Source organism: Specibacter sp. RAF43 (assembly GCF_052114065.1).
GTDB lineage: Bacteria > Actinomycetota > Actinomycetes > Actinomycetales > Micrococcaceae > Specibacter.
Map to the genome: position 1 here is coordinate 1 of NZ_JBFREA010000014.1, position 17491 is coordinate 17491.

The following is a 17491-nucleotide window of genomic DNA, read 5'->3' on the forward strand; positions in this document are numbered from 1 at the left end:
ATAGCGTGGGGGAAACGCCCGGTCCCATCCCGAACCCGGAAGCTAAGACCCACAGCGCCGATGGTACTGCATTCGTGAGGATGTGGGAGAGTAGGACACCGCCGGACAACACCCCAGGGTCGAGGCCCCCACCACCGTGGGGGCCTCCCTACCTTTAACCCCCCAAACACAAACGCCCACGAGACCCCATTCACGCCCGGGCGTCGGGTCGGTCGAAGTCGGCCAGCACGCCGACGACCTCACATGCCCGCTATGCCCTCCACTGTGAAGAGCTGCTACTATGGTGCACCCCAAGGCAAAGGAGGGCACCGTGGGCAAGGTGGTCATGTACGGCTCGGTGTCGGTGGACGGCTTCGTCGCGGACGAGAACGACCAGCCCGGACCGCTGTTCGACTGGTTGTCCAGCGGTGACGTCCCGTTGGACGAGAGCGGCGAGGTGAAAGTGTCGCAGACGTCTTACGACTACACCCGGCCGTACTGGGACCAGATCGGGGCGACAATCGTCGGCCGCCACGTCTTCGACCTGACGGATGGCTGGGACGGGAAGCCTCCGGGCGGGGTCGACCACGTGGTCGTCGTGACGCACCGGCCCAAGCCCGAGGGCTGGGCCCCGGAGGCGCCGTTTCACTTCGTCGCCGGCGTCGAGGCTGCCGTGGCCAGGGCGCAGGAGCTCGCGGGTGCCCGCATCGTCGAGGTCGCCGCTGGCGACGTCGGTGGCCAGGTGCTTGCCGCGGGCCTGGTCGAGGAGGTGCGCATGGACGTCGTACCCGTCGTGTTCGGGTCCGGCAAGCGCTACTTCGGGTCGGTCCACGTACAGCACCTGTTGGAGGATCCCGACGTGGCGATTCAGGGCAACCAGGTCCTTCACCTGCGCTATCGGGTGCGCCGTTGACCGATCTGAGCGGGTACGCGAAGAGGTCCACCGCGAATCATCCGTCCGGCCAGAATTGGCCGCAACCCGACGCCACGGCTCGGGCGCGCGCCGCGGGCGAGCGGGCGTTGGTCCTCGGTGGCGGCGGATCCACCGGCAACGCCTGGCTGATCGGTATCCTCGCCGGCCTGTTCGACGCCGGGCTGGATGTGACCGGGGCCGAGCTGGTCATCGGGACGTCGGCGGGCTCGACGGCCGCGGCCCAGCTAGCTGGCGCGACCCCGCCGGAACTGCTGGCCGCCATCCTTGCCGGGGCGCCCCAGCAACGGACCGGTCCGCCCCGGTCCGACGGCGGACGGGCTCCGAGTCGGCCGGCGGCGGACCACCTTAAGCGAACGAGCGCGATCATCGCGGCCGCCCGGGATGCGGCCGAGATGCGCCGCAGGATGGGCGCGGCGGGGCTCGAGATGGATGCGGCATCGGATGGTTCCTGGCAGAGTCGGTGGCGCGCCACCGTCGCCGCGCGGCTGCCCGGCCAGCAGTGGCCGCACCGGACGGTGCTCCTCACGGCGGTCGATGCCCGTACCGGTGAACCGGTCGTGTTCGACCGCCACAGCGGAGTCGAGATGGTGGACGCCGTCGCCGCCAGCTGTGCYAGCGGCCTTCCGTACAGGATCGGGGACAATCACTATATCGACGGCGGCTACCGACGCAACGAAAATGCCGATCTGGCGGCCGGATACGGGCGGGTGCTGGTGCTCTCGCCCTTTGGCGGCAGAACACGGATGCCGCTGAAGTGGGGCATGCAGCTCGCGGCGCAGCTCGGCGAATTGCGCGCCCGCGGCAGCAAAGTCGAAACGATCTTCCCGGAGCGCAACGCCACGCACATGTTCGGCGCCAACGCGATGGATCCGTCGCTGCGTCCGCCCGCCGCCCGCGCCGGCTACGACCAAGGCAGGGCCCTCGCGGGGCAGCTCACCGAGTTCTGGCGCTGACGCCCCGCCGGCCACCGGCCCGTCCCGGCCAAGGGAGTGGCCGGGACGGGAGCTGTTAGCTGCGGTTTCCCGGGATGGGGAAGGATCCGGCCCGCTTGCCGGTGCGGATATTGACGGACTTGAGTTCCGTGAATTCCTCGAATCCGGCCTCGCCCATTTCGCGGCCAACGCCGCTGGCCTTGTACCCGCCAAAGGGCATCTGTGGGATGCCGTCGATGGTCGTATTCGCATAGACGGTCCCGCTCCGGAGCGCCTTGGCCGTGTCCAGGAGGGTGTCCGTGTTCTTGCTCCAGACGCTGTTGGAGAGCCCGTAGTCCACGTTGTTGGCGAGCTCGATTGCCTCGGCTGCGGTATGGAACTTCGTCACCGTCAGGACGGGGCCGAATATCTCGTCCCGGAAGGTCGGGGCGGTGCTGGCGACATTGTTGATAATGGCCGGAGCCATGAATTGGCCGTTGCCGTATTCCCCGCCTTGGAGCCTTTGCCCGCCGGCAATGACTTCGCCACCGTATTTGTTGGCGTTGTCAACGAAGGAGGTGACGTGGTCGAGGTGTCCGGCGTGGATGAGGGCCCCGACGTCCGATGCGTGGTCCAGGGGTTGGCCGACCTTGATTTGAGCCGTCCGGCGGGCCACGTCGGCGATGAATTCATCGGCGACGGTGTCTTGGACGAGCAACCGGGGCTGGGACACGCAGCATTCTCCGTTGTTGAAGTTCACCCCGAAGACGACGCCGGCCGCGGCATCGTCGAGGTCGGCGTCCGCGAAGACGATGTTGGCGGCCTTGCCTCCGAGTTCGAGGGAGAGCTTTTTCATGTTCCCCGCCGAGGCGGCGAGGACCTTGCGCCCGGTCGCCGTCGATCCGGTGAAAGAGACCATGTCGACGTCCCGGTGCGCCGTGATGGCGCCACCGGCCTGGCCGTCGCCGACGACGACGTTGAGCACGCCTTCCGGCAGTCCGGCTTCGGCGGTGAGCCGCGCAATTTCCAACGCCGTGCTGCTGGTGAATTCGGACGGCTTGACCACGGTGGTGCAGCCGGCGGCCAGGGCGAACGGCAGCTTCTGGCTGAGGATGAGAGCCGGGAAATTCCACGGGATGACCAGTCCGACGACTCCGATCGGCTCTCGAAGGACCAGCCCCGTGAAGTCCGGTCCGTTGTTGGTGAAGCTCCTGCCTTGGACGTGTAGTGCCAGGGATGCGGCGTAGCGCCAGAGACCGGCGGCGCCGGCGATGTCTCCCTCGGCCAGGGTGATGGGTTTGCCGGATTCTTCGGCGTCAAGCCGGGCGAGGTTGGCTGCTTCCCTGTCGATCAGCTCGGCCACTTTGTTCAAGATCACGTACCGCTCCATGCCGGTGGCGTGCTGCCAAGTGCCGCTGTCAAACGCGGTGCGGGCGGACCCGACGGCCCGGTCCACGTCGTGGGCGGAACCGCGCAGGACCCGACTGACGATTTCGTCCGTGCCGGGCGCGCGCCGGTCGATCAGCTCGGATTCGGTTTCCCGGGTGCCGGCCCCGTCGATGAAGTGCCCGATCACGCGGGGGGTCGCGGTTGTTGATTTCATGGTGAGGGATCCTTGTGGACTCGTGGCTTAGAGAGCCAGGCGGTAGAGGTGGGCGAGGTCGGCCAGCGAGGCCTCACGGGGGTTGCCGGGCAGGTCTGCCTGGACGAATGCGTCCCGGGCAAGCTTGTCGATGGCATCTTCGCCGACGCCAACTTCGGAGAGTTTGGTCGGGACGCCGGTGTCGGCGGCCAGCTGGTGTACGGCGGCAGCCGCGGCGAGTGCGGCGTCCTCGTCGCTGAGGCCTGTCGTGTCGATGCCGAGGGCGGTAGCGATCCGGGCGAACCGCGCGGGTGCGGCCGAGACGTTGAAGTCCATGACGTAGGGCAGGAAAAGAGCGTTGGCGGTTCCGTGGTGCACCCCGAAGTGGGCGCCCAAGGTGTTGGCCAGGGCGTGGACGGCACCGAGTCCGGCGTCATGGAATCCGATGCCGGCCATCGATGAGGCAACGAGCATGTTGTAGAGGGCGTCTTCGTCGCCCTTGGAAGCGTCGAGGAGGTTCTGGCCGATCAGCTCGATCGCCCCGATGTTGATGGCGTCGGTGACCGGGTTGGCGCCCTTGGCAACGTAGGCCTCGATGGCGTGGGTGAGTGCGTCCATGCCGGTGGTGGCCGCGATCCGTCCGGGAAGCCCGGCCACCGTGCGGCGGTCAAGGAGGGCGATCCGCACGAACATCAGATCGGAAACGATCACCATCTTCACGTGGGTGTCCGGATTGGTGATGACGGCGCCCTTGGTGACTTCACTGCCGCTTCCCACGGTGGTGGGAATGGCAATGACGGGCAGCGGGGCGGTGCTGAACTTGTCCACGCCTTCGTAGTCGGCGATGGTGCCGCCATTGGTGGCGACGACGGCGACGGCCTTGGCCACGTCCATGCTCGAGCCGCCGCCGATGGCGATGAGAACGTCGGCGGCGTTCTCCAGACGGGCACGGTTGGCGGCCTCCACCGTGGCGATGTCGGGGTTGCCGATGACGTCGGCGAAGACGGCAATGTCCAAGGTACCCTGCAAGACCGTGGTGACAACGTCCAGGATGCCTGCGGCGACGATCCCGGGATCGGTGATGATCAGGACTTTGGTGCCGAGGCGGGGCAGTTCGCGCCCGAGTTGTTCGAGCGCGCCGTCGCCCATGATGAGACGGGGCGGGGAGGAAAAGTGCTGGCTCATGGCGGTGCCTTCCGGGTGGGGCGTGGTTTAGTTGGTCTTTTTGCGATTGAGGAATTGCTGTACGGCCTGGCGTTGCTCGGGGCTGGCGCAGCGCTCTCCGACGAGTGCCGCCTCGGTTTGGAGTCCGTGGGCGATGCCGTTCCGCTCGCCGTCGTAGACGGCCCGTTTGCAGGCGTCTACTGCCAGGGCGCTGTGCCCGGTGACTTTTGCGGCGAGGCCGAACGACGCCGCAAGGGGGTCTTCGGCGACGGCATTGAGCAGCCCGATGTCCAGGGCCCGGCCGGCCGTGAGCGGCTCGCCGGTCAGGATCATCTCCAAGGCGCGGCCCCGGCCGATGAGGCGCGGCAGCCGTTGGGTGCCGCCCCATCCGGGAAGGTTCGCCAAGGTGATCTCCGGCTGTCCGAGCCTGGCATGGGGGGACGCCACACGGAGGTCACAGGCCATGGCGAGCTCAAGTCCGCCGCCGAAAGCGACGCCATTGATTGCCGCGATAATGACCTGGGGCGAGTCTTCCAGAGCAGTGAAGACCTGTTGGCCGCGCAACATTTGCGCCTCGGCGGCGGCCTGATCCAGGCCTACGAGAGTGTTGATGTCCGCTCCCGCGCTGAAGGCCGACTCCCCGGCGCCGGTGATGATGACGGCCCGCGCGTTGCGGTGGGGACCGTCCTCGCGGCTGAGCCCGTCGGCGAGGGTTGCGAGGGCGTTGATAAGTTCGGTAGTGAGGGAGTTGCCCTTCCGCGGGCGGTTTAGCGTCGCGACCAGCACGTCGCCGTGCTGTTCCACCAGGAGAATCTGTTCGGTCGTCGTTGTGGACTTGGTCATGCTTGGGCTCCCAACAGGTCGATGGCTTCACGGCGCCGCAGCGTCAGGTTCAGCGCCTCCGTGCGGAACAGCGACGGCTCCATGACCGCCAGATCAGCGGAAATCTCGGGGGTGAAGCCCATTTGAGACAAAATGTCCCGGTGCAGGTCCGCCCCTGGCGCTATTTCGATCAGCACCGGACCGGTCGGGCCGAGCTTGAAGACGGCCCGTTCACAGACGAAATACACTTCCTGTCCTGTTTCCGCGGCGTTCTTCCCCGAGAAGCTGATCTGTTCGACTTGGCGGACGAATTTCGGTTTTCCGGTGGGGGGCAGCGTGATGTTCCCGGTGCCGTCCAGGTGAAAATCGCCCTTGGCGATGAACGTTCCGACGAAAACCACGCGATTGGCGCCCTGGGAGATGTTGACGAATCCTCCGATGCCGGGTGCGCGGCGGCCGAAGCGGCTGACGTTGACGTTGCCCTGCTGGTCGACTTCGGCGAAGCTGAGCACCGCCGTGTCGATGCCGCCGCCGTCGTACCAGTCGAATTGGGCGCCGGCATCGACGCTTGCTTCGGCATTGCGGGCCAAACCGAAATCGGCACCGCCGGCTGGCACTCCGCCCACGTGGCCCTGCTCAACGGTGAAGACGACGTCGGCGCTGATGCCTTCCTCGGCAAGGACTGCTGCGACTCCGTCGGGCATTCCGAAGCCGAGGTTCACGATGTCCCCGGAGCGCAGCTCCGCGGCGGCCCGCCGGGCAATGACCTTGCGGACGCCCAGCTCCATCGGCTCGATGGTGATGTTGCCGAGCCGACGGCGCCCTTCGAGGTAGGGGTCTTCCGCCGTGGCGTGGGAGAGCCGCTGGGTGGGGTCGAGGACGACGACGTCGACGACGACGCCGGGGACCTGCACGGACTGGGGGGCAAGGGAGCCCAGTTCGACCCTGGTCCTGACCTGGGCGATGACGATTCCGCCGTTGTTTTTGGCGGCCTGGGCGGCCGCGAGTGTTTCGGCGAGCAGTCCCTCGCCTTCCATGGTGATGTTGCCGTGGTCGTCGGCGGTGGTGCCGCGGATGATTGCGACGTCGATGGGGACGACGGGGGTGAAGATCCAGTCCTGGCCGGCGAGGGTGACGATTTCATTCACGGATTCCACCGCTGCCTCGTTGAGGCGCCCCCCGGAGACCCGCGGGTCCACGAAGGTGTTGATGCCCACCCGGCTGAGCGTTCCCGGCCGGTGCCCGGCGGCTTCACGCAGCAGGTGGGAAAGTGTTCCTTGGGGGAGGCAGTAGGCCTGGATGAGGTTGTCGGCCGCCAGCTCCTGCATCCGTCGTGACCATCCCCAATGACCGCCGATCACCCGGTGCGTCATGCCCTCGTGGGCGAACCGGTCGATTCCGTCCCCGTTCCCCGATCCCATGCCGGAGACGTGATAGACGCAGAGGTTCTTCGGGAAACCGGTTTCCAGGAACCGCGATTCGATGGCCGCCAGGACGACTCCGGGTTCGTTGACTCCCCCGCCGGAACCGTCGACAAGTACGGTCGACCCGTCGGGGATCAGGCTGGCGGCTTCTTCCGCGGTGCAGAATTTCATGGATCTACTTCCGGTCCTTGCTACGGGCTCAACTGGTGCATAATCCAGGTCAATGACCGGACACTATTCAATCTAGAAACCCCCTTAGGCAGAGACAATAGCAGTGACATAATATTGTTAGCTATTACCAATTGGGACTTTATGATCCAGCTACTCGCAGCCGCACCCTTTTGTGGAGGACCCATGTCTGACTTATCGCCTGGCCAGTCGCCGGAAAACCCGACGGCCCCACACCCGCCGAGAGTGGTGCATTCAGTCTCGCGCGCCGTCGGCTTGCTCAAGCGGCTTGCCGTGGAGGGGGAACCGATGGCCTTGGGTGATTTGGCGCGGGCCGTGGGATTGAGCAAGCCGGCCACCTTCCACATGCTCCGCACCCTGGAGCTTGAAGGATTCATCAGCAAGACCCCGGCCGCCACGTACCAGCTGGACTGGGGCCTGTATGAGCTGGGCAGCTCCGTGTTGCATTCCGTTGACCTGACCCGCGCCGCCCGTGCCCACCTTGACCACCTTGCCGAGATCACCGGAGAGGCCGTGCTGCTGAGCATTTTGGACGGGGATTCGCTGTTGTATTTGGACCGGGGACAGGCAGTTGAATCCTTTTCCATGGTGGCCAACATGGGCCGGCGTTCCCCTTTGCACACGAACGCATCGGGCAAAGTACTGCTGGCATTTCAGCCGGCGGAATTCATTGCCAAGTTTCTGGGGCGCCGCCTCATCCCCAGGACCCAAGCAACGCTGATCGATCCGCGTGAACTCAACCAGATGCTCGCCGCCGTGCGACTCAACGGATATTCCACCTGTTGGGAAGAGGAGGAGATCGGACTGTGCAGCGTCGCGGTGCCGATCAGGGATTATACCGGCGAGGTGTGTGCCGCCATGGCCATCGCCGGGCCGGCGCGCCGCGTGAACGCCGGGGCCGCGGAACCGCTGATCCGCTTGCTGCAGGACGAGGCGGAGCTCATTTCGCAACGTCTCGGAGCTCCCGCGAGCCGGCCGTGACGTCGGTGCGGCACTTGGCATCGATGGTGGCGGCCGTCAGCGATTGACGGGCTCTGCATCCAAAAGCAGGCCGAGCTCGGAGCGGAAGGGCATTCCTTCCCAATCACCGGGAACCATGCAGGCGAAGGCCCCGACCGTGACAGCCGTCGCCAGGCGCTGCGGAACGGGGGAGCCGAGCAGGTATTCGGAGAGGTAGCCGGCCACGAAGCCGTCGCCGGCGCCTACGGTGTCGATGACCGGAACCGGTATGGCATCCTGACGGTATTCCAGGGCGCCCACACGGGCCACACAGCCTTTGTCGCCGAGCTTGATGATGACCTGGCCGGGGCCGAACGCCGCAAGCCGGCGGCCCTGTTCGACCGGTTGGTGTCCGTGGCCCACGACAAGTGCTGCTTCGTCCGCTCCGGCGAAAACGATGTCCACATGCGGCAGGATCGCACGGTAGAACGCCCCGGCTCGCTGCCCGGTCCAGAGTTTGGAGCGGAAGTTCAGGTCAAAGGAGACGGGAACGCCGGCATCTTGGGCCACCTCCACCGCGTGGAGGGTGGCGGCGGCCGCGGTGGCCGACAGGGCGGGGGTGATGCCGGTGACGTGCAGTAGGCCGGCCCGGCGGATCAGTTCCTCCGGGAGGTCCCGGGGGGCCAGCCGGGAGCCCGCGCTTCCCTTTCGGTAGTACCAGACCCGGGTGCTGGCGGCAGTTCGCCGTTCCTTGATCATGAGACCGGTGGGTGCCTCGGAATCCACTATCGCGTGGGTGTTCACGCCTTCGGCCCTCAGCTCCCGGACGACGAGGTCGCCCAGGCTGTCGTCCCCGACGCGTCCGACCCAGGTCACCTCCGTGCCGAGCCGGCGCAGGGCGACGGCAACATTTCCCTCGGCCCCGCCGGTCCCCAGCTGCAGGTCCCGAGTCAGCGCCAACATGCCGGGTACGCGGTCCCGGACCAGGGCCATGATTTCCCCGAAGGTGACAACGGATGCGCTCATCGCGGCACCTGGCTTCCCCGAGCCAGTTCCAGTGCCCGTTCGGCTCTTTCGCGCAGGGAGACCTCGCTGCCGCCCTTGAAGGCGTCCCCGAGCAGGGGGCCGCCCAGGCTGACCGCGAGGGCGCCGGCTTTCATCCATCCGGGAATCTCGGAAAGCTCGACGCCGCCGGAGGGGACGACGTCGATGTCGGGGAAGGGGCCGCGGAGCTGGCGCAGGTACCCGGACCCCACGACGGCGGCGGGGAAGACCTTGACGGCCGTTGCCCCGGCCGACCACCCTGCATGCAGTTCCGTTGGCGTCAGTCCTCCCGGGTAGACGGGGACTGCCGCGCTCCGGGCGACGGTGATGATCGCCAAATCGGTTACGGGGGTGACGAGGAAATCCGCCCCGGCAGCGATGGCCGCAGCGGCTTGGGCGGCGGTGGTCACCGTCCCCACGCCGATTTCCGCCCCCTCGGGGAGGTTCCTGCGCAGCCCGCCCAGGTGCTCCAGGGTCCCGGGAGTACTGAGCGTCAGTTCGATCGAGGTGATGCCGGCCTGCGTGAGCGTCGCGACGACGGGGGCATACTCGGCGGCGTGGCCGGCCCGCAGGACGGCAATGACGGGGGCGGCGAGCAGCGCGGCCGACGGCCGCACGCGTGCTGGTTCTTCGGTGGCGGTCATGGTTGGTGCCGTCTTTCGTTTCGTTTCAGGATGTGCCCCAAAGCCAGGGCAACCCCGTCGTCGTCGTTGCTGAAGGTGATCAGCCGTGCCGCATCGAGCACCGCTGGTCGGGCGTTGAGCGGGGCAATGCTGAGCCCGGCGTAGGCGAACAGGCCAAGGTCGTTGGGCCCGTCGCCGAACGCCACCACGTCCGCGGCCGGCATCCCCCATTGGGCGCAGAGTGCCCGGACGGCAGAGGCCTTGTCGACACCCCTTCGCGTCACCTCCAGATAGCCCGGATTGGAAATTTGGGTATCAACGGCAGCTGGAAGCAGGCCGGTCAGTCGGGCGAGCTTGTCGCGGTCGTGTGCGGCCACCATGAACAGGATCTTGTCCGGGCCTTCCCTCATGCCGGTGAGATCCTCCGTCTCGGGAAGGTGGCCCACGATCCCGGCTTCCCGTCGAACCTGATCATCGAGCCGGGAGGCGAGCCACCGCTCGCCGCTGAACCAGTTGACCGTCAGGTCAAGTCTCCGGGCCGCAGCGAGGATCGCACGGGCCGGTCCCAGCGGAATGCTGGTCCGGGTCGCGATCCGCAGTTCTCCGGCAGCCGTGTAGCTGGCGGTGATGGCGCCCTGCGAGGCCACGAAGACTACCGGATCCAGCAGCCCCAAATCCTCAAGAATCGGGTACATGGCGGCCGGGGCCCTGGACGAGGCCAAAACCAGCTCAAGTCCGGATTCGCGCGCCTCTGTCACCGCGGTGCGGGTTGCCGGGGAGAGCTGGTGGTTGGAGTTCAGGAGGGTGCCGTCGAGATCGATGACGGCGGCCCGCAGCAGCGGAAGCGCGGTGGCGACATCCAGCCACCGGCTTGTCGGTTTGGCGTCGGTCAGCCACCGGGGAAAAGCACGCGGACCCGGCCCAACCCGCCCGCCGGCGCCATGGCGCCGTGCCGGGGTGGGGTTGGTTGGGTTCGCATGCTTGAGGCTCATGACGAGTGGCCGCGGGCATCGTCAAGGGCGGAGAGCTTGTGCAGGGCTTCGACGTAGTAGTAGTCGCCCCACATGACGCTCTCGTTGACTCCCAGGCCGTTGCCCCAATGGTAGGTGGCCTTTTTGATGATGCCCTCCCAGCCTTCGGCGGCACGGCCGAGGAATTCCGGGGTGCTAAGGCGCGCAAGGGTGCGTCGGGCGTAGTCCTGGTAGTCGTTCCCCGCCGGTCCGAGCTGCCCGGCCAGCTGCAGCAGCCCGGCGGCGGCGATGCTCGCGGCCGATGCCTCAGTGGTCAGGCGGGGATGCGGATCGTCAAAGTCGTTCGGCGGGATAAGGCGCTCGCCGGTGCGGGCGATGTACAGGTCCGCGCAGGCTTGGGCGGTAGCGAGGAAGCGGTCATCTCCACTCCACTGGTAAGCGGTGCCGAACCCGTAGATTGCCCAGGTGAGCCCGCGTACCCAGCATGAGTCCGAGCGATAGCCCTGGTGGGTTGCCGCGCGCAGGAATTCACCGGTCTTGGGGTCGAACCAGCCTTCGTGGATCGTGGAGGCGTCCCCGCGCACCAGGAACCGGCGCGAGGTCAGTGAGTGTTGGGTCGCGATGGTCGTCAGCCGCTTGTCTCCGGAGAGTGCGCCCGCCTGAAAAATGATGCCGACGTTCATCATGATGTCGATAAAGGAACTGCCGTCATCGACCCAGGTCTTCAGGTACCTGCCCGCCGGGTTGTAGCTCTTGGCCAGCGTCCGGCCGGCTTCGATCAGGACGTTGGCCGTCCGGGCGGAGGGCGCGATCTCGTGCCAGCGCCCCCAACTGGGTGTGAAGAGGAAGCCCAGATCGTGGGTGCCGTCGTCGTGCTTGCGCGATTCGATGAGCAGGCTGTATTTTTCGGCCTGCTCCCGCCACCAGGGCTCGCCCGTCCGTTCCGCGAAGATCCAGACCAGGCCGGCCAGGAAACCGCCGGTCCATCCTGGGGCCCAGGCGTCATCATCGAAGTGCCACTTGCCGTTCTCGGTGTAAACGGGTATCTTTCCGGGGTGGTCCGTGATGAGGCGCCGAACCTGCTCCTGCGCCGTATCCAGGGCATGCTCGGTGTCGACGCCTCCGTCCGCAACCTCATGCATCGGGGTGCTCATCGATGGGCTACCTTTCGTTTTGGTGGAGCCGGGCCGACCGTTGTAACGGTGGGATCCGGCTCATATCCCTTCGAAAATACCGCCGCCAGAAAATCGGAACAATAGCGAGAAGTAAATATGATTCGGTGGTTGCTAATGAAGGGGCGGGCCGCATAATGAAGGGTATGGATATGAAATCTTCGGCGGATTCACCCCCTCCCGCCGTCCCGGCGGAGCACAAAGCTCCCCGGACGGTCCAGTCCGTGGCGCGGGCTTCGCAGCTCCTGAAGGCCTTGGGCCGGTTGTCCCGGCCGACGTCGTTAAGCGATCTGTCCCGGCGCGTGAACCTGAGCAAACCCGCAACCTACAATCTGCTCAAGACGCTGGAAGTTGAAGGATTGATCTCCAAGGACGCCCAGGCAAGGTACCAGCTCAGCTGGGGCATGTATGAGCTGGGCACCGCGGTGGTGCGGTCCGTCGATCTGACCCGCCTCGCCCGGTTCCACCTCGATCGGCTGGCCAAGGAGACGGGCCAGGCCGTTCTGCTGGGTATCCTCGATGAGGAATCGGTCCTGTACCTCGATCGGGGACAGTCGGATTCGGCGTTCAGCATGACGGCCAACACCGGGCGTCGGTCACCGCTGCATTCCAATGCCTCCGGGAAGGTCCTCCTGGCCGGCGAGAGCCCCGAATACGTCGCCGCCGTGCTGGGTAAGGGCCTGAAGGCCTATACCTCGCGAACGATCACCGGTGCCGAGGAGTTGAGGTCGGTTCTGCAGAAGGTCAACAGCCGCGGCTATGCCACGTGCTGGGAGGAACGGGAGCTTGGACTCTCGAGTATTTCCGTCCCGGTGAGGAACCATACGGGTGCCGTTCAGGCGGCGATGACCATCGCGGCTCCTTCCAACCGGCTCAACAGCACCACCTTGTCCAAGTTCCTCTTTCCGCTCCAGAAGGAGGCCGCGGCAATCTCGGAGAAAATGGGATGGTTTCCCGTGCAAGAGCTGGCCAATGATGGCGATGACGGGCCGGAGACCGACACCGGCCTGTAGGCCCCGGGACCGGCCTACCCCTTGCCGTGCGCGGCCCGGGATCGCCGCGACAGCGAATCGACGGTGACCGCCAGCAGCAGCACCGCCCCCGTAATCATGAACCGGATGGACGAATCCAGGCTCAGGAGCGTCAGGCCGCTTGCAATCGACTGGATGACCACGATGCCCAGGAGCGCGGACCAGGCGTTGCCGCGGCCACCAAAGAGGCTGGTGCCTCCGATGACGGCCGCCGCGATGGCGACCAGGTTGGTGTCGCCCCCACCGCTGCTGACCCCTGCCGAGGCCAGTCGTGCCGTCGCGAGAATGCCGCCCAACGATGCCAGCGTCGTCCCCAGAATGAATACCGAAATGATGACACGGTTGACATTGATGCCCGCGCGTCTGGCGGCTTCGACGTTTCCGCCGATCGCATACACGTTCCTCCCCCAGCGCGTCCGGGTCAGGGCGTAGTTGATGATCATGATCAAGAGCAGGAACAGGAAGAACATCAGGCCGATGCCGCGGCTGGTGTTCAGGTACCAGGCGACAACGCCGAGCAGCACCAGCAACAGTGACGCCTTGACGATGACTTCGGTCGACGATGTCGCCGACAGGCCGGCCGAGGCGCGGCGGCGCGACTTCAGGAATGCCGAAACTCCGTAGAGGGCTGCGGCGACTGCCACCAGTGCGTAGGAAACGGCCGGGGCAAGAAACATCTGCTGGGCGAACGTGACGAGCCAGGAATCGAAGGGGATGTTGATGGAGCCGTTGGTTCCCAGAATCCACAGCTGGAGGCCAAGGAATCCCATGAGTCCGGCCAGCGTGATGACAAAGCTTGGCACGCCGAACCGGGTAAAGATCAATCCATAGAAGAGCCCGATAACCGCCGCCGCCAGGATGGCCAGGACGACCGAGAGCCAGAGCGGCCACCCGTGGAGGATGAATCCGAAGGCCACGATCGCCGAGGATAGGCCGCCAATGGTTCCCACCGAAAGGTCAATCTGGGCGATGAGGAGAACCAGGACGACGCCAATGGCTATGGTTCCGATCGCCGCACATTCCAGGGCCAGGTTGACAAGGTTGGCGGCGGAGAGGAAGAACGGGTTCAAGGCCTGGAAGATGCTCCAGATGATGGCCAGCCCGATCAATACGGGAAGGACGCCCGGGCCCCCGTCGCTGATGCGCTTGCGGAAGTCCGTCCAGTACCGCCGGAAGCCTCGGGGCCCTCCCGGGCCCCCGACGGATTCCAGGGCAACGTCGTGATTGCTGACATCGATCATGGCTTGGGCTCCTCCCCGCTTCTGGTGCCGGCTCTTCGGGTTACGACATTATCTGATGCCCCGGTTATGGCGGCCACGATGTCCTCATAGCTGACATCGCCAACCCGGAACTCTCCATTGTTCCGGCCCAGGCGGAGCACGATGATCCGGTCCGCAACCGCCTGCACGTCGGCCATATTGTGGCTGATGAGTATGACGCCGTGACCGCGCTCACGAAGGCGTTCAACCAGGTTGAGGACCTCGGCTGTTTGGGCTACGCCGAGTGCGGCGGTCGGCTCATCAAGGATGACGATCTTCGGGTCTCCGATCAGCGACCGCGCGATGGCGACCGTCTGTCGCTGGCCGCCGGACAACGCCGCGACGACCGTCCTGAGGGAGGGGATCTTTGCGGAGAGCTGGCGGAGCAGGAGCGAGGACCGTTTCTCCATCTCCACCTCATCCAGCGCCAGGCTTCCGAGTTCATTGCCGAGAAAGAGGTTGGAGACGACATCAAGGTTGTCGCAGAGGGCAAGGTCTTGAAAGACTGTCGCGATGCCAAGCCCGCGCGAAGCCGCGGGGCTGGGAATTCTTACAAGCTGCCGGTCAAACGATATGGTGCCGGAATCCGGGGAATGCACGCCGGCCAGGACCTTGACCAGCGTTGATTTTCCTGCACCGTTGTCGCCGACTATTGCTACGACCTCGCCGTTGTGGATATCGAGGTCGACGTTGGTTAATGCCTGCACCGCGCCAAAGCTTTTACTGATTGAGCGCAGCGAGAGAATCGGCACTGTATTCGTAGACATCACGTGTTCCGGGGATGTCATATTCGCCATTGAGTTTCCTGTTCGTGGTGGCCCGTGCTGCCGCTGATGGCCGGTCGGAGTGCCACGCACTCCGACCGGCGGCGGTCACTTGATGTTGGCTTTGGCGCAGGCTGCCGCGAAGTTCGCGGTGCAGATCTCCGAAGCCTTGTAGAAATCATCCTTGATCACTGTGTCCGTGATGTTGGAGACGTTCACCGCGATCGGCAGGTTGAGGAAGGTTGGTATTCCATCGACGGTTGTTGTGGACTCGGGCGTCTTGCCGTTGGCCAGGTCGACTGCCGCCATGGCAGCGTGCTTCGCCTCTTCCCTGAAGGGGTTGTAGATGGTCATGTACTGATCGCCGGCCACGATGCGCTGAAGTCCGGCAAGGGATGCGTCGAGCCCGGTGACGGGGACGAGCGGGTGAACGCCGGCAGCCTTCATCGCCGCAATCGCCGATCCGCCGTTGCCGTCGTTGGCGGAGTAGACGCCAACGATTTGGCCCGTGAATTTGGTCAGCTGGCTGGCAACCCAGTTCTGGGCTTCGGCCGGATCCCAGGTGGCGTACTCGGCCAGGACCTTGTAGCCACTGGCGTCAATGGCCGAGTGGGCGCCCTTCTTGATGTTTGCGGCATTCGGATCGGTCTCCGCACCGTTGATCATCAGGATGCCGCCCTTGTCGGTCGCCACTCCGTCCGCCTTGAGCTTGTCGACGAGGGCCGCCCCCTGCAGCTCTCCGACCTTGGTGTAGTCATTGCTGATGGAGAAGGCCACATCCGGGCTCTTGATCAGCCGGTCGTACGAAATGACCGGCACTTTCTGCGCCTTCGCGGCCTGAACGATGCTCGCCGCCGCGACGCCGTCGTACGGGTCCACGACCAGCACATTGACTCCCTGCGTCAACATCGACTGGGCCTGTTGCAGCTGCTTGGATGCATCAGAGGAAGCGTTGGCGTAAAGGAGCGTGCAGTCGGGGCAGAGGGAAGTGAGCGCCTCCGTGAAATAGGGTTTGTCCTTTTCCTCGTAGCGCAACGTGGTGACTTCCGGGAGCAATAAACCGATTTTCTTTGCAGTGGCTCCGGGCACTGAAGTCCCGGGTTCGGCCGGAGCGCTACAGCCCGAGACTAGACCCCCAAGGACCAGAAAAATGGCAGAAACACCAACTGTTTTTCTGAGTAGATTGTTCATGGTGAGAAACCTCCGTTAGGACAACAGCGATTCTGTAGTCTGCCCAAAAATTAGCCCGTCCGAGGAGTGTACAACAATAGCCAAGACAAAATAGAGTTTTGTCCTTGCTAATAGCCGAGGAATGGGATCACCGTGGGGTGCGTTTTTCCGGCACAATCCGTCCGCCGGGCACCGCCCCTCCGGCCTTCCGGGCCTTTTTCATGGGCCTGCCGGGCACCCGTGATCACGCTTCCAATGCCCACTCGTTGGGACATTGGAAGCGTGAAGCCGAACCCGTTCCCTAGCCCTCGACGGCGGCCGCCACCGCCGCGGCGACCGCCGGGGCGACCCGGGGATCCAGCGGGCTGGGGACAATGTAGTCCGCCGTCAGGTCCGGCGCCGCCAGCCCGGCAATGGCCTGGGCCGCCGCCAGCTTCATGGCCGGGGTGATCCGCCGGGCACCCGCGTCCAGCGCACCCCGGAAGATGCCAGGAAACGCCAAGACGTTGTTGATCTGATTCGGAAAATCGCTGCGGCCCGTGGCGACCACGGCAGCATGGCGCCGCGCGACGTCCGGCATGACCTCGGGGTCCGGATTGGACAGGGCAAAAATGATGGCATCGGGATTCATCCTCGCCAGATCCTCCTCCGCGATGGTTGACGAGGACACCCCAACCACCACATCAGCGCCGTTGAGGGCTTCTTGAATGCCCCCGGTTACCCCGGCTCTGTTGGTCTTGGCCGCATACTTGGCCTTGACCGCGTTCAGGTCCACGCGGTCGCGATGGACGATGCCGCGGGAATCGAGCAGCACCACGTCGCCGAGCCCGGCATTGAGCAGGATCTCCGCCACGGCAATGCCCGCGGCCCCGGCGCCGGAGATGACGGCCCGCATCGCGCCGAGTTCCTTGCCCACCACCTTGGCGGCATTGAGCAATGCGGCCAGCACCACCACGGCGGTGCCATGCTGGTCATCGTGCATGACGGGGCAGTCCAGGGCCTCGATCAGGCGCTCCTCCAGTTCAAAGCACCGCGGTGCGGAGATGTCCTCCAGGTTCACCGCACCGTAGCTGGGGCGGAGCCGGACCAGGGTTTCTATGATCTCCTCGACGTCGGTGGTGTCCAGGACCAACGGGATCGAGTCCAGCTCGCCGAATGCCTTGAACAGCGCGGACTTGCCCTCCATGACGGGCAGTGACGCCCGCGGGCCGATGTCCCCGAGACCCAGGACGGCCGTGCCGTCGCTGACCACCACCACCAGGCGGCTCGTCCAGGTGAGAGCGGACGCCAGGGACGGGTCATCGGCGATGGCCCGGCTGACCTGGGCGACGCCGGGCGTGTAGGCGATGGACAGATCCCGCAGGCTGGCCAGGGGGACCTTGCTGCCGACGGACAATTTGCCGCCCCGGTGTGCGGCAAAGATTTCTTCCTCGGAAAGGTGGACCTTGCTGCCGGTGGCGCGGTCTTCGGTGAGGGGCATTGTTTCAAGTGACATTTGAGGTCTCCTGCGTCG

The 17491-nt window shown here is 65.5% G+C and carries 16 protein-coding genes and 1 rRNA gene; 5 read left to right on the plus strand and 12 right to left on the minus strand.

Going from position 1 to position 17491, the window contains the following annotated elements; translation table 11 throughout:
- The 3 genes from rrf to AB4Y80_RS09245 form a co-directional block, all read left to right on the plus strand.
- A 5S ribosomal RNA gene (gene rrf / locus AB4Y80_RS09235) occupies window positions 1-107 on the plus strand; the annotation flags it as partial.
- 203 nt (window positions 108-310) lie between these two features.
- Window positions 311-892, plus strand: coding sequence for a dihydrofolate reductase family protein (locus AB4Y80_RS09240; protein WP_442213766.1), 582 nt, complete (start codon window positions 311-313; stop codon window positions 890-892).
- Window positions 893-999: 107 nt separating this feature from the next.
- Complete coding sequence (locus AB4Y80_RS09245) at window positions 1000-1866, plus strand: patatin-like phospholipase family protein (RefSeq protein WP_442213767.1); 867 nt, start codon at window positions 1000-1002, stop codon at window positions 1864-1866.
- 55 nt (window positions 1867-1921) lie between these two features.
- On the opposite strand, the gene AB4Y80_RS09250 is transcribed toward AB4Y80_RS09245, so the two are convergent.
- The 4 genes from AB4Y80_RS09250 to AB4Y80_RS09265 are packed head-to-tail and all read right to left on the minus strand — an operon-like array spanning window position 1922 to window position 6987.
- Window positions 1922-3427: an aldehyde dehydrogenase family protein gene (locus AB4Y80_RS09250; RefSeq protein ID WP_442213768.1), complete on the minus strand. Its 1506-nt coding sequence runs from the start codon at window positions 3425-3427 to the stop codon at window positions 1922-1924.
- Window positions 3428-3454: 27 nt separating this feature from the next.
- Window positions 3455-4591: an iron-containing alcohol dehydrogenase gene (locus tag AB4Y80_RS09255; protein WP_442213770.1), complete on the minus strand. Its 1137-nt coding sequence runs from the start codon at window positions 4589-4591 to the stop codon at window positions 3455-3457.
- Between the two features lie 27 nt (window positions 4592-4618).
- Window positions 4619-5413 (minus strand): enoyl-CoA hydratase/isomerase family protein, encoded by a 795-nt coding sequence (locus tag AB4Y80_RS09260; protein WP_442213771.1) that lies wholly within the window; start codon window positions 5411-5413, stop codon window positions 4619-4621.
- Window positions 5410-6987, minus strand: coding sequence for an acyl CoA:acetate/3-ketoacid CoA transferase (locus AB4Y80_RS09265; protein WP_442213772.1), 1578 nt, complete (start codon window positions 6985-6987; stop codon window positions 5410-5412). The genes AB4Y80_RS09260 and AB4Y80_RS09265 overlap by 4 nt, the downstream gene beginning before the upstream one ends.
- 183 nt (window positions 6988-7170) lie before the next feature.
- Here AB4Y80_RS09265 and AB4Y80_RS09270 point away from each other — a divergent pair, with 183 nt between their 5' ends.
- Window positions 7171-7986: an IclR family transcriptional regulator gene (locus tag AB4Y80_RS09270; RefSeq protein ID WP_442213773.1), complete on the plus strand. Its 816-nt coding sequence runs from the start codon at window positions 7171-7173 to the stop codon at window positions 7984-7986.
- A 36-nt stretch (window positions 7987-8022) separates the two neighbouring features.
- Here the strand turns inward: AB4Y80_RS09270 and AB4Y80_RS09275 are convergent, their stop codons facing one another.
- Genes AB4Y80_RS09275 through AB4Y80_RS09290 form a run of 4 tightly spaced genes read right to left on the minus strand, consistent with a single transcriptional unit; the run spans window position 8023 to window position 11736 of the window.
- Window positions 8023-8970: a sugar kinase gene (locus AB4Y80_RS09275; RefSeq protein WP_442213774.1), complete on the minus strand. Its 948-nt coding sequence runs from the start codon at window positions 8968-8970 to the stop codon at window positions 8023-8025.
- Window positions 8967-9632 carry a bifunctional 4-hydroxy-2-oxoglutarate aldolase/2-dehydro-3-deoxy-phosphogluconate aldolase gene (locus AB4Y80_RS09280; protein WP_442213775.1) on the minus strand — a complete coding sequence of 222 codons (666 nt, stop codon included), beginning with the start codon at window positions 9630-9632 and terminating at the stop codon, window positions 8967-8969. Before AB4Y80_RS09280 ends, AB4Y80_RS09275 begins: the two co-directional genes overlap by 4 nt.
- On the minus strand, window positions 9629-10603 hold the full coding sequence (locus AB4Y80_RS09285) for an HAD family hydrolase (protein WP_442213777.1): 975 nt from the start codon (window positions 10601-10603) through the stop codon (window positions 9629-9631). Before AB4Y80_RS09285 ends, AB4Y80_RS09280 begins: the two co-directional genes overlap by 4 nt.
- Window positions 10600-11736, minus strand: a complete 1137-nt coding sequence (locus AB4Y80_RS09290) for a glycoside hydrolase family 88 protein (protein WP_442213779.1) — start codon at window positions 11734-11736, stop codon at window positions 10600-10602. The genes AB4Y80_RS09285 and AB4Y80_RS09290 overlap by 4 nt, the downstream gene beginning before the upstream one ends.
- A gap of 170 nt (window positions 11737-11906) precedes the next feature.
- Here AB4Y80_RS09290 and AB4Y80_RS09295 point away from each other — a divergent pair, with 170 nt between their 5' ends.
- Window positions 11907-12767 carry an IclR family transcriptional regulator gene (locus AB4Y80_RS09295; protein ID WP_442213780.1) on the plus strand — a complete coding sequence of 287 codons (861 nt, stop codon included), beginning with the start codon at window positions 11907-11909 and terminating at the stop codon, window positions 12765-12767.
- A gap of 14 nt (window positions 12768-12781) precedes the next feature.
- On the opposite strand, the gene AB4Y80_RS09300 is transcribed toward AB4Y80_RS09295, so the two are convergent.
- From AB4Y80_RS09300 to AB4Y80_RS09315, 4 genes are all read right to left on the minus strand, one after another.
- Window positions 12782-14026 (minus strand): sugar ABC transporter permease, encoded by a 1245-nt coding sequence (locus AB4Y80_RS09300; RefSeq protein ID WP_442213781.1) that lies wholly within the window; start codon window positions 14024-14026, stop codon window positions 12782-12784.
- Window positions 14023-14841, minus strand: coding sequence for an ATP-binding cassette domain-containing protein (locus AB4Y80_RS09305; protein WP_442213782.1), 819 nt, complete (start codon window positions 14839-14841; stop codon window positions 14023-14025). The genes AB4Y80_RS09300 and AB4Y80_RS09305 overlap by 4 nt, the downstream gene beginning before the upstream one ends.
- A gap of 75 nt (window positions 14842-14916) precedes the next feature.
- The gene (locus AB4Y80_RS09310; RefSeq protein ID WP_442213783.1) at window positions 14917-15999 is read right to left on the minus strand and encodes an ABC transporter substrate-binding protein; all 1083 of its coding nucleotides are present in this window, start codon (window positions 15997-15999) and stop codon (window positions 14917-14919) included.
- A 280-nt stretch (window positions 16000-16279) separates the two neighbouring features.
- On the minus strand, window positions 16280-17473 hold the full coding sequence (locus AB4Y80_RS09315; RefSeq protein ID WP_442213784.1) for an NAD(P)-dependent malic enzyme: 1194 nt from the start codon (window positions 17471-17473) through the stop codon (window positions 16280-16282).
- Between the last annotated feature and the right edge of the window lie 18 nt (window positions 17474-17491).

What these genes read in the sequence shown, in the direction of transcription:
- AB4Y80_RS09265 (WP_442213772.1), bottom strand. Translation starts at nt 6,987, where the DNA reads ATGAAATTCTGCACCGCGGAAGAAGCCGCCAGCCTGATCCCCGACGGG.
- AB4Y80_RS09305 (WP_442213782.1), bottom strand. Translation starts at nt 14,841, where the DNA reads ATGGCGAATATGACATCCCCGGAACACGTGATGTCTACGAATACAGTG.
- AB4Y80_RS09300 (WP_442213781.1), bottom strand. Translation starts at nt 14,026, where the DNA reads ATGATCGATGTCAGCAATCACGACGTTGCCCTGGAATCCGTCGGGGGC.
- AB4Y80_RS09255 (WP_442213770.1), bottom strand. Translation starts at nt 4,591, where the DNA reads ATGAGCCAGCACTTTTCCTCCCCGCCCCGTCTCATCATGGGCGACGGC.
- AB4Y80_RS09250 (WP_442213768.1), bottom strand. Translation starts at nt 3,427, where the DNA reads ATGAAATCAACAACCGCGACCCCCCGCGTGATCGGGCACTTCATCGAC.
- AB4Y80_RS09285 (WP_442213777.1), bottom strand. Translation starts at nt 10,603, where the DNA reads ATGAGCCTCAAGCATGCGAACCCAACCAACCCCACCCCGGCACGGCGC.
- AB4Y80_RS09275 (WP_442213774.1), bottom strand. Translation starts at nt 8,970, where the DNA reads ATGAGCGCATCCGTTGTCACCTTCGGGGAAATCATGGCCCTGGTCCGG.
- AB4Y80_RS09315 (WP_442213784.1), bottom strand. Translation starts at nt 17,473, where the DNA reads ATGTCACTTGAAACAATGCCCCTCACCGAAGACCGCGCCACCGGCAGC.
- AB4Y80_RS09260 (WP_442213771.1), bottom strand. Translation starts at nt 5,413, where the DNA reads ATGACCAAGTCCACAACGACGACCGAACAGATTCTCCTGGTGGAACAG.
- AB4Y80_RS09295 (WP_442213780.1), top strand. Translation starts at nt 11,907, where the DNA reads ATGAAATCTTCGGCGGATTCACCCCCTCCCGCCGTCCCGGCGGAGCAC.
- AB4Y80_RS09270 (WP_442213773.1), top strand. Translation starts at nt 7,171, where the DNA reads ATGTCTGACTTATCGCCTGGCCAGTCGCCGGAAAACCCGACGGCCCCA.
- AB4Y80_RS09280 (WP_442213775.1), bottom strand. Translation starts at nt 9,632, where the DNA reads ATGACCGCCACCGAAGAACCAGCACGCGTGCGGCCGTCGGCCGCGCTG.
- AB4Y80_RS09310 (WP_442213783.1), bottom strand. Translation starts at nt 15,999, where the DNA reads ATGAACAATCTACTCAGAAAAACAGTTGGTGTTTCTGCCATTTTTCTG.
- AB4Y80_RS09290 (WP_442213779.1), bottom strand. Translation starts at nt 11,736, where the DNA reads ATGAGCACCCCGATGCATGAGGTTGCGGACGGAGGCGTCGACACCGAG.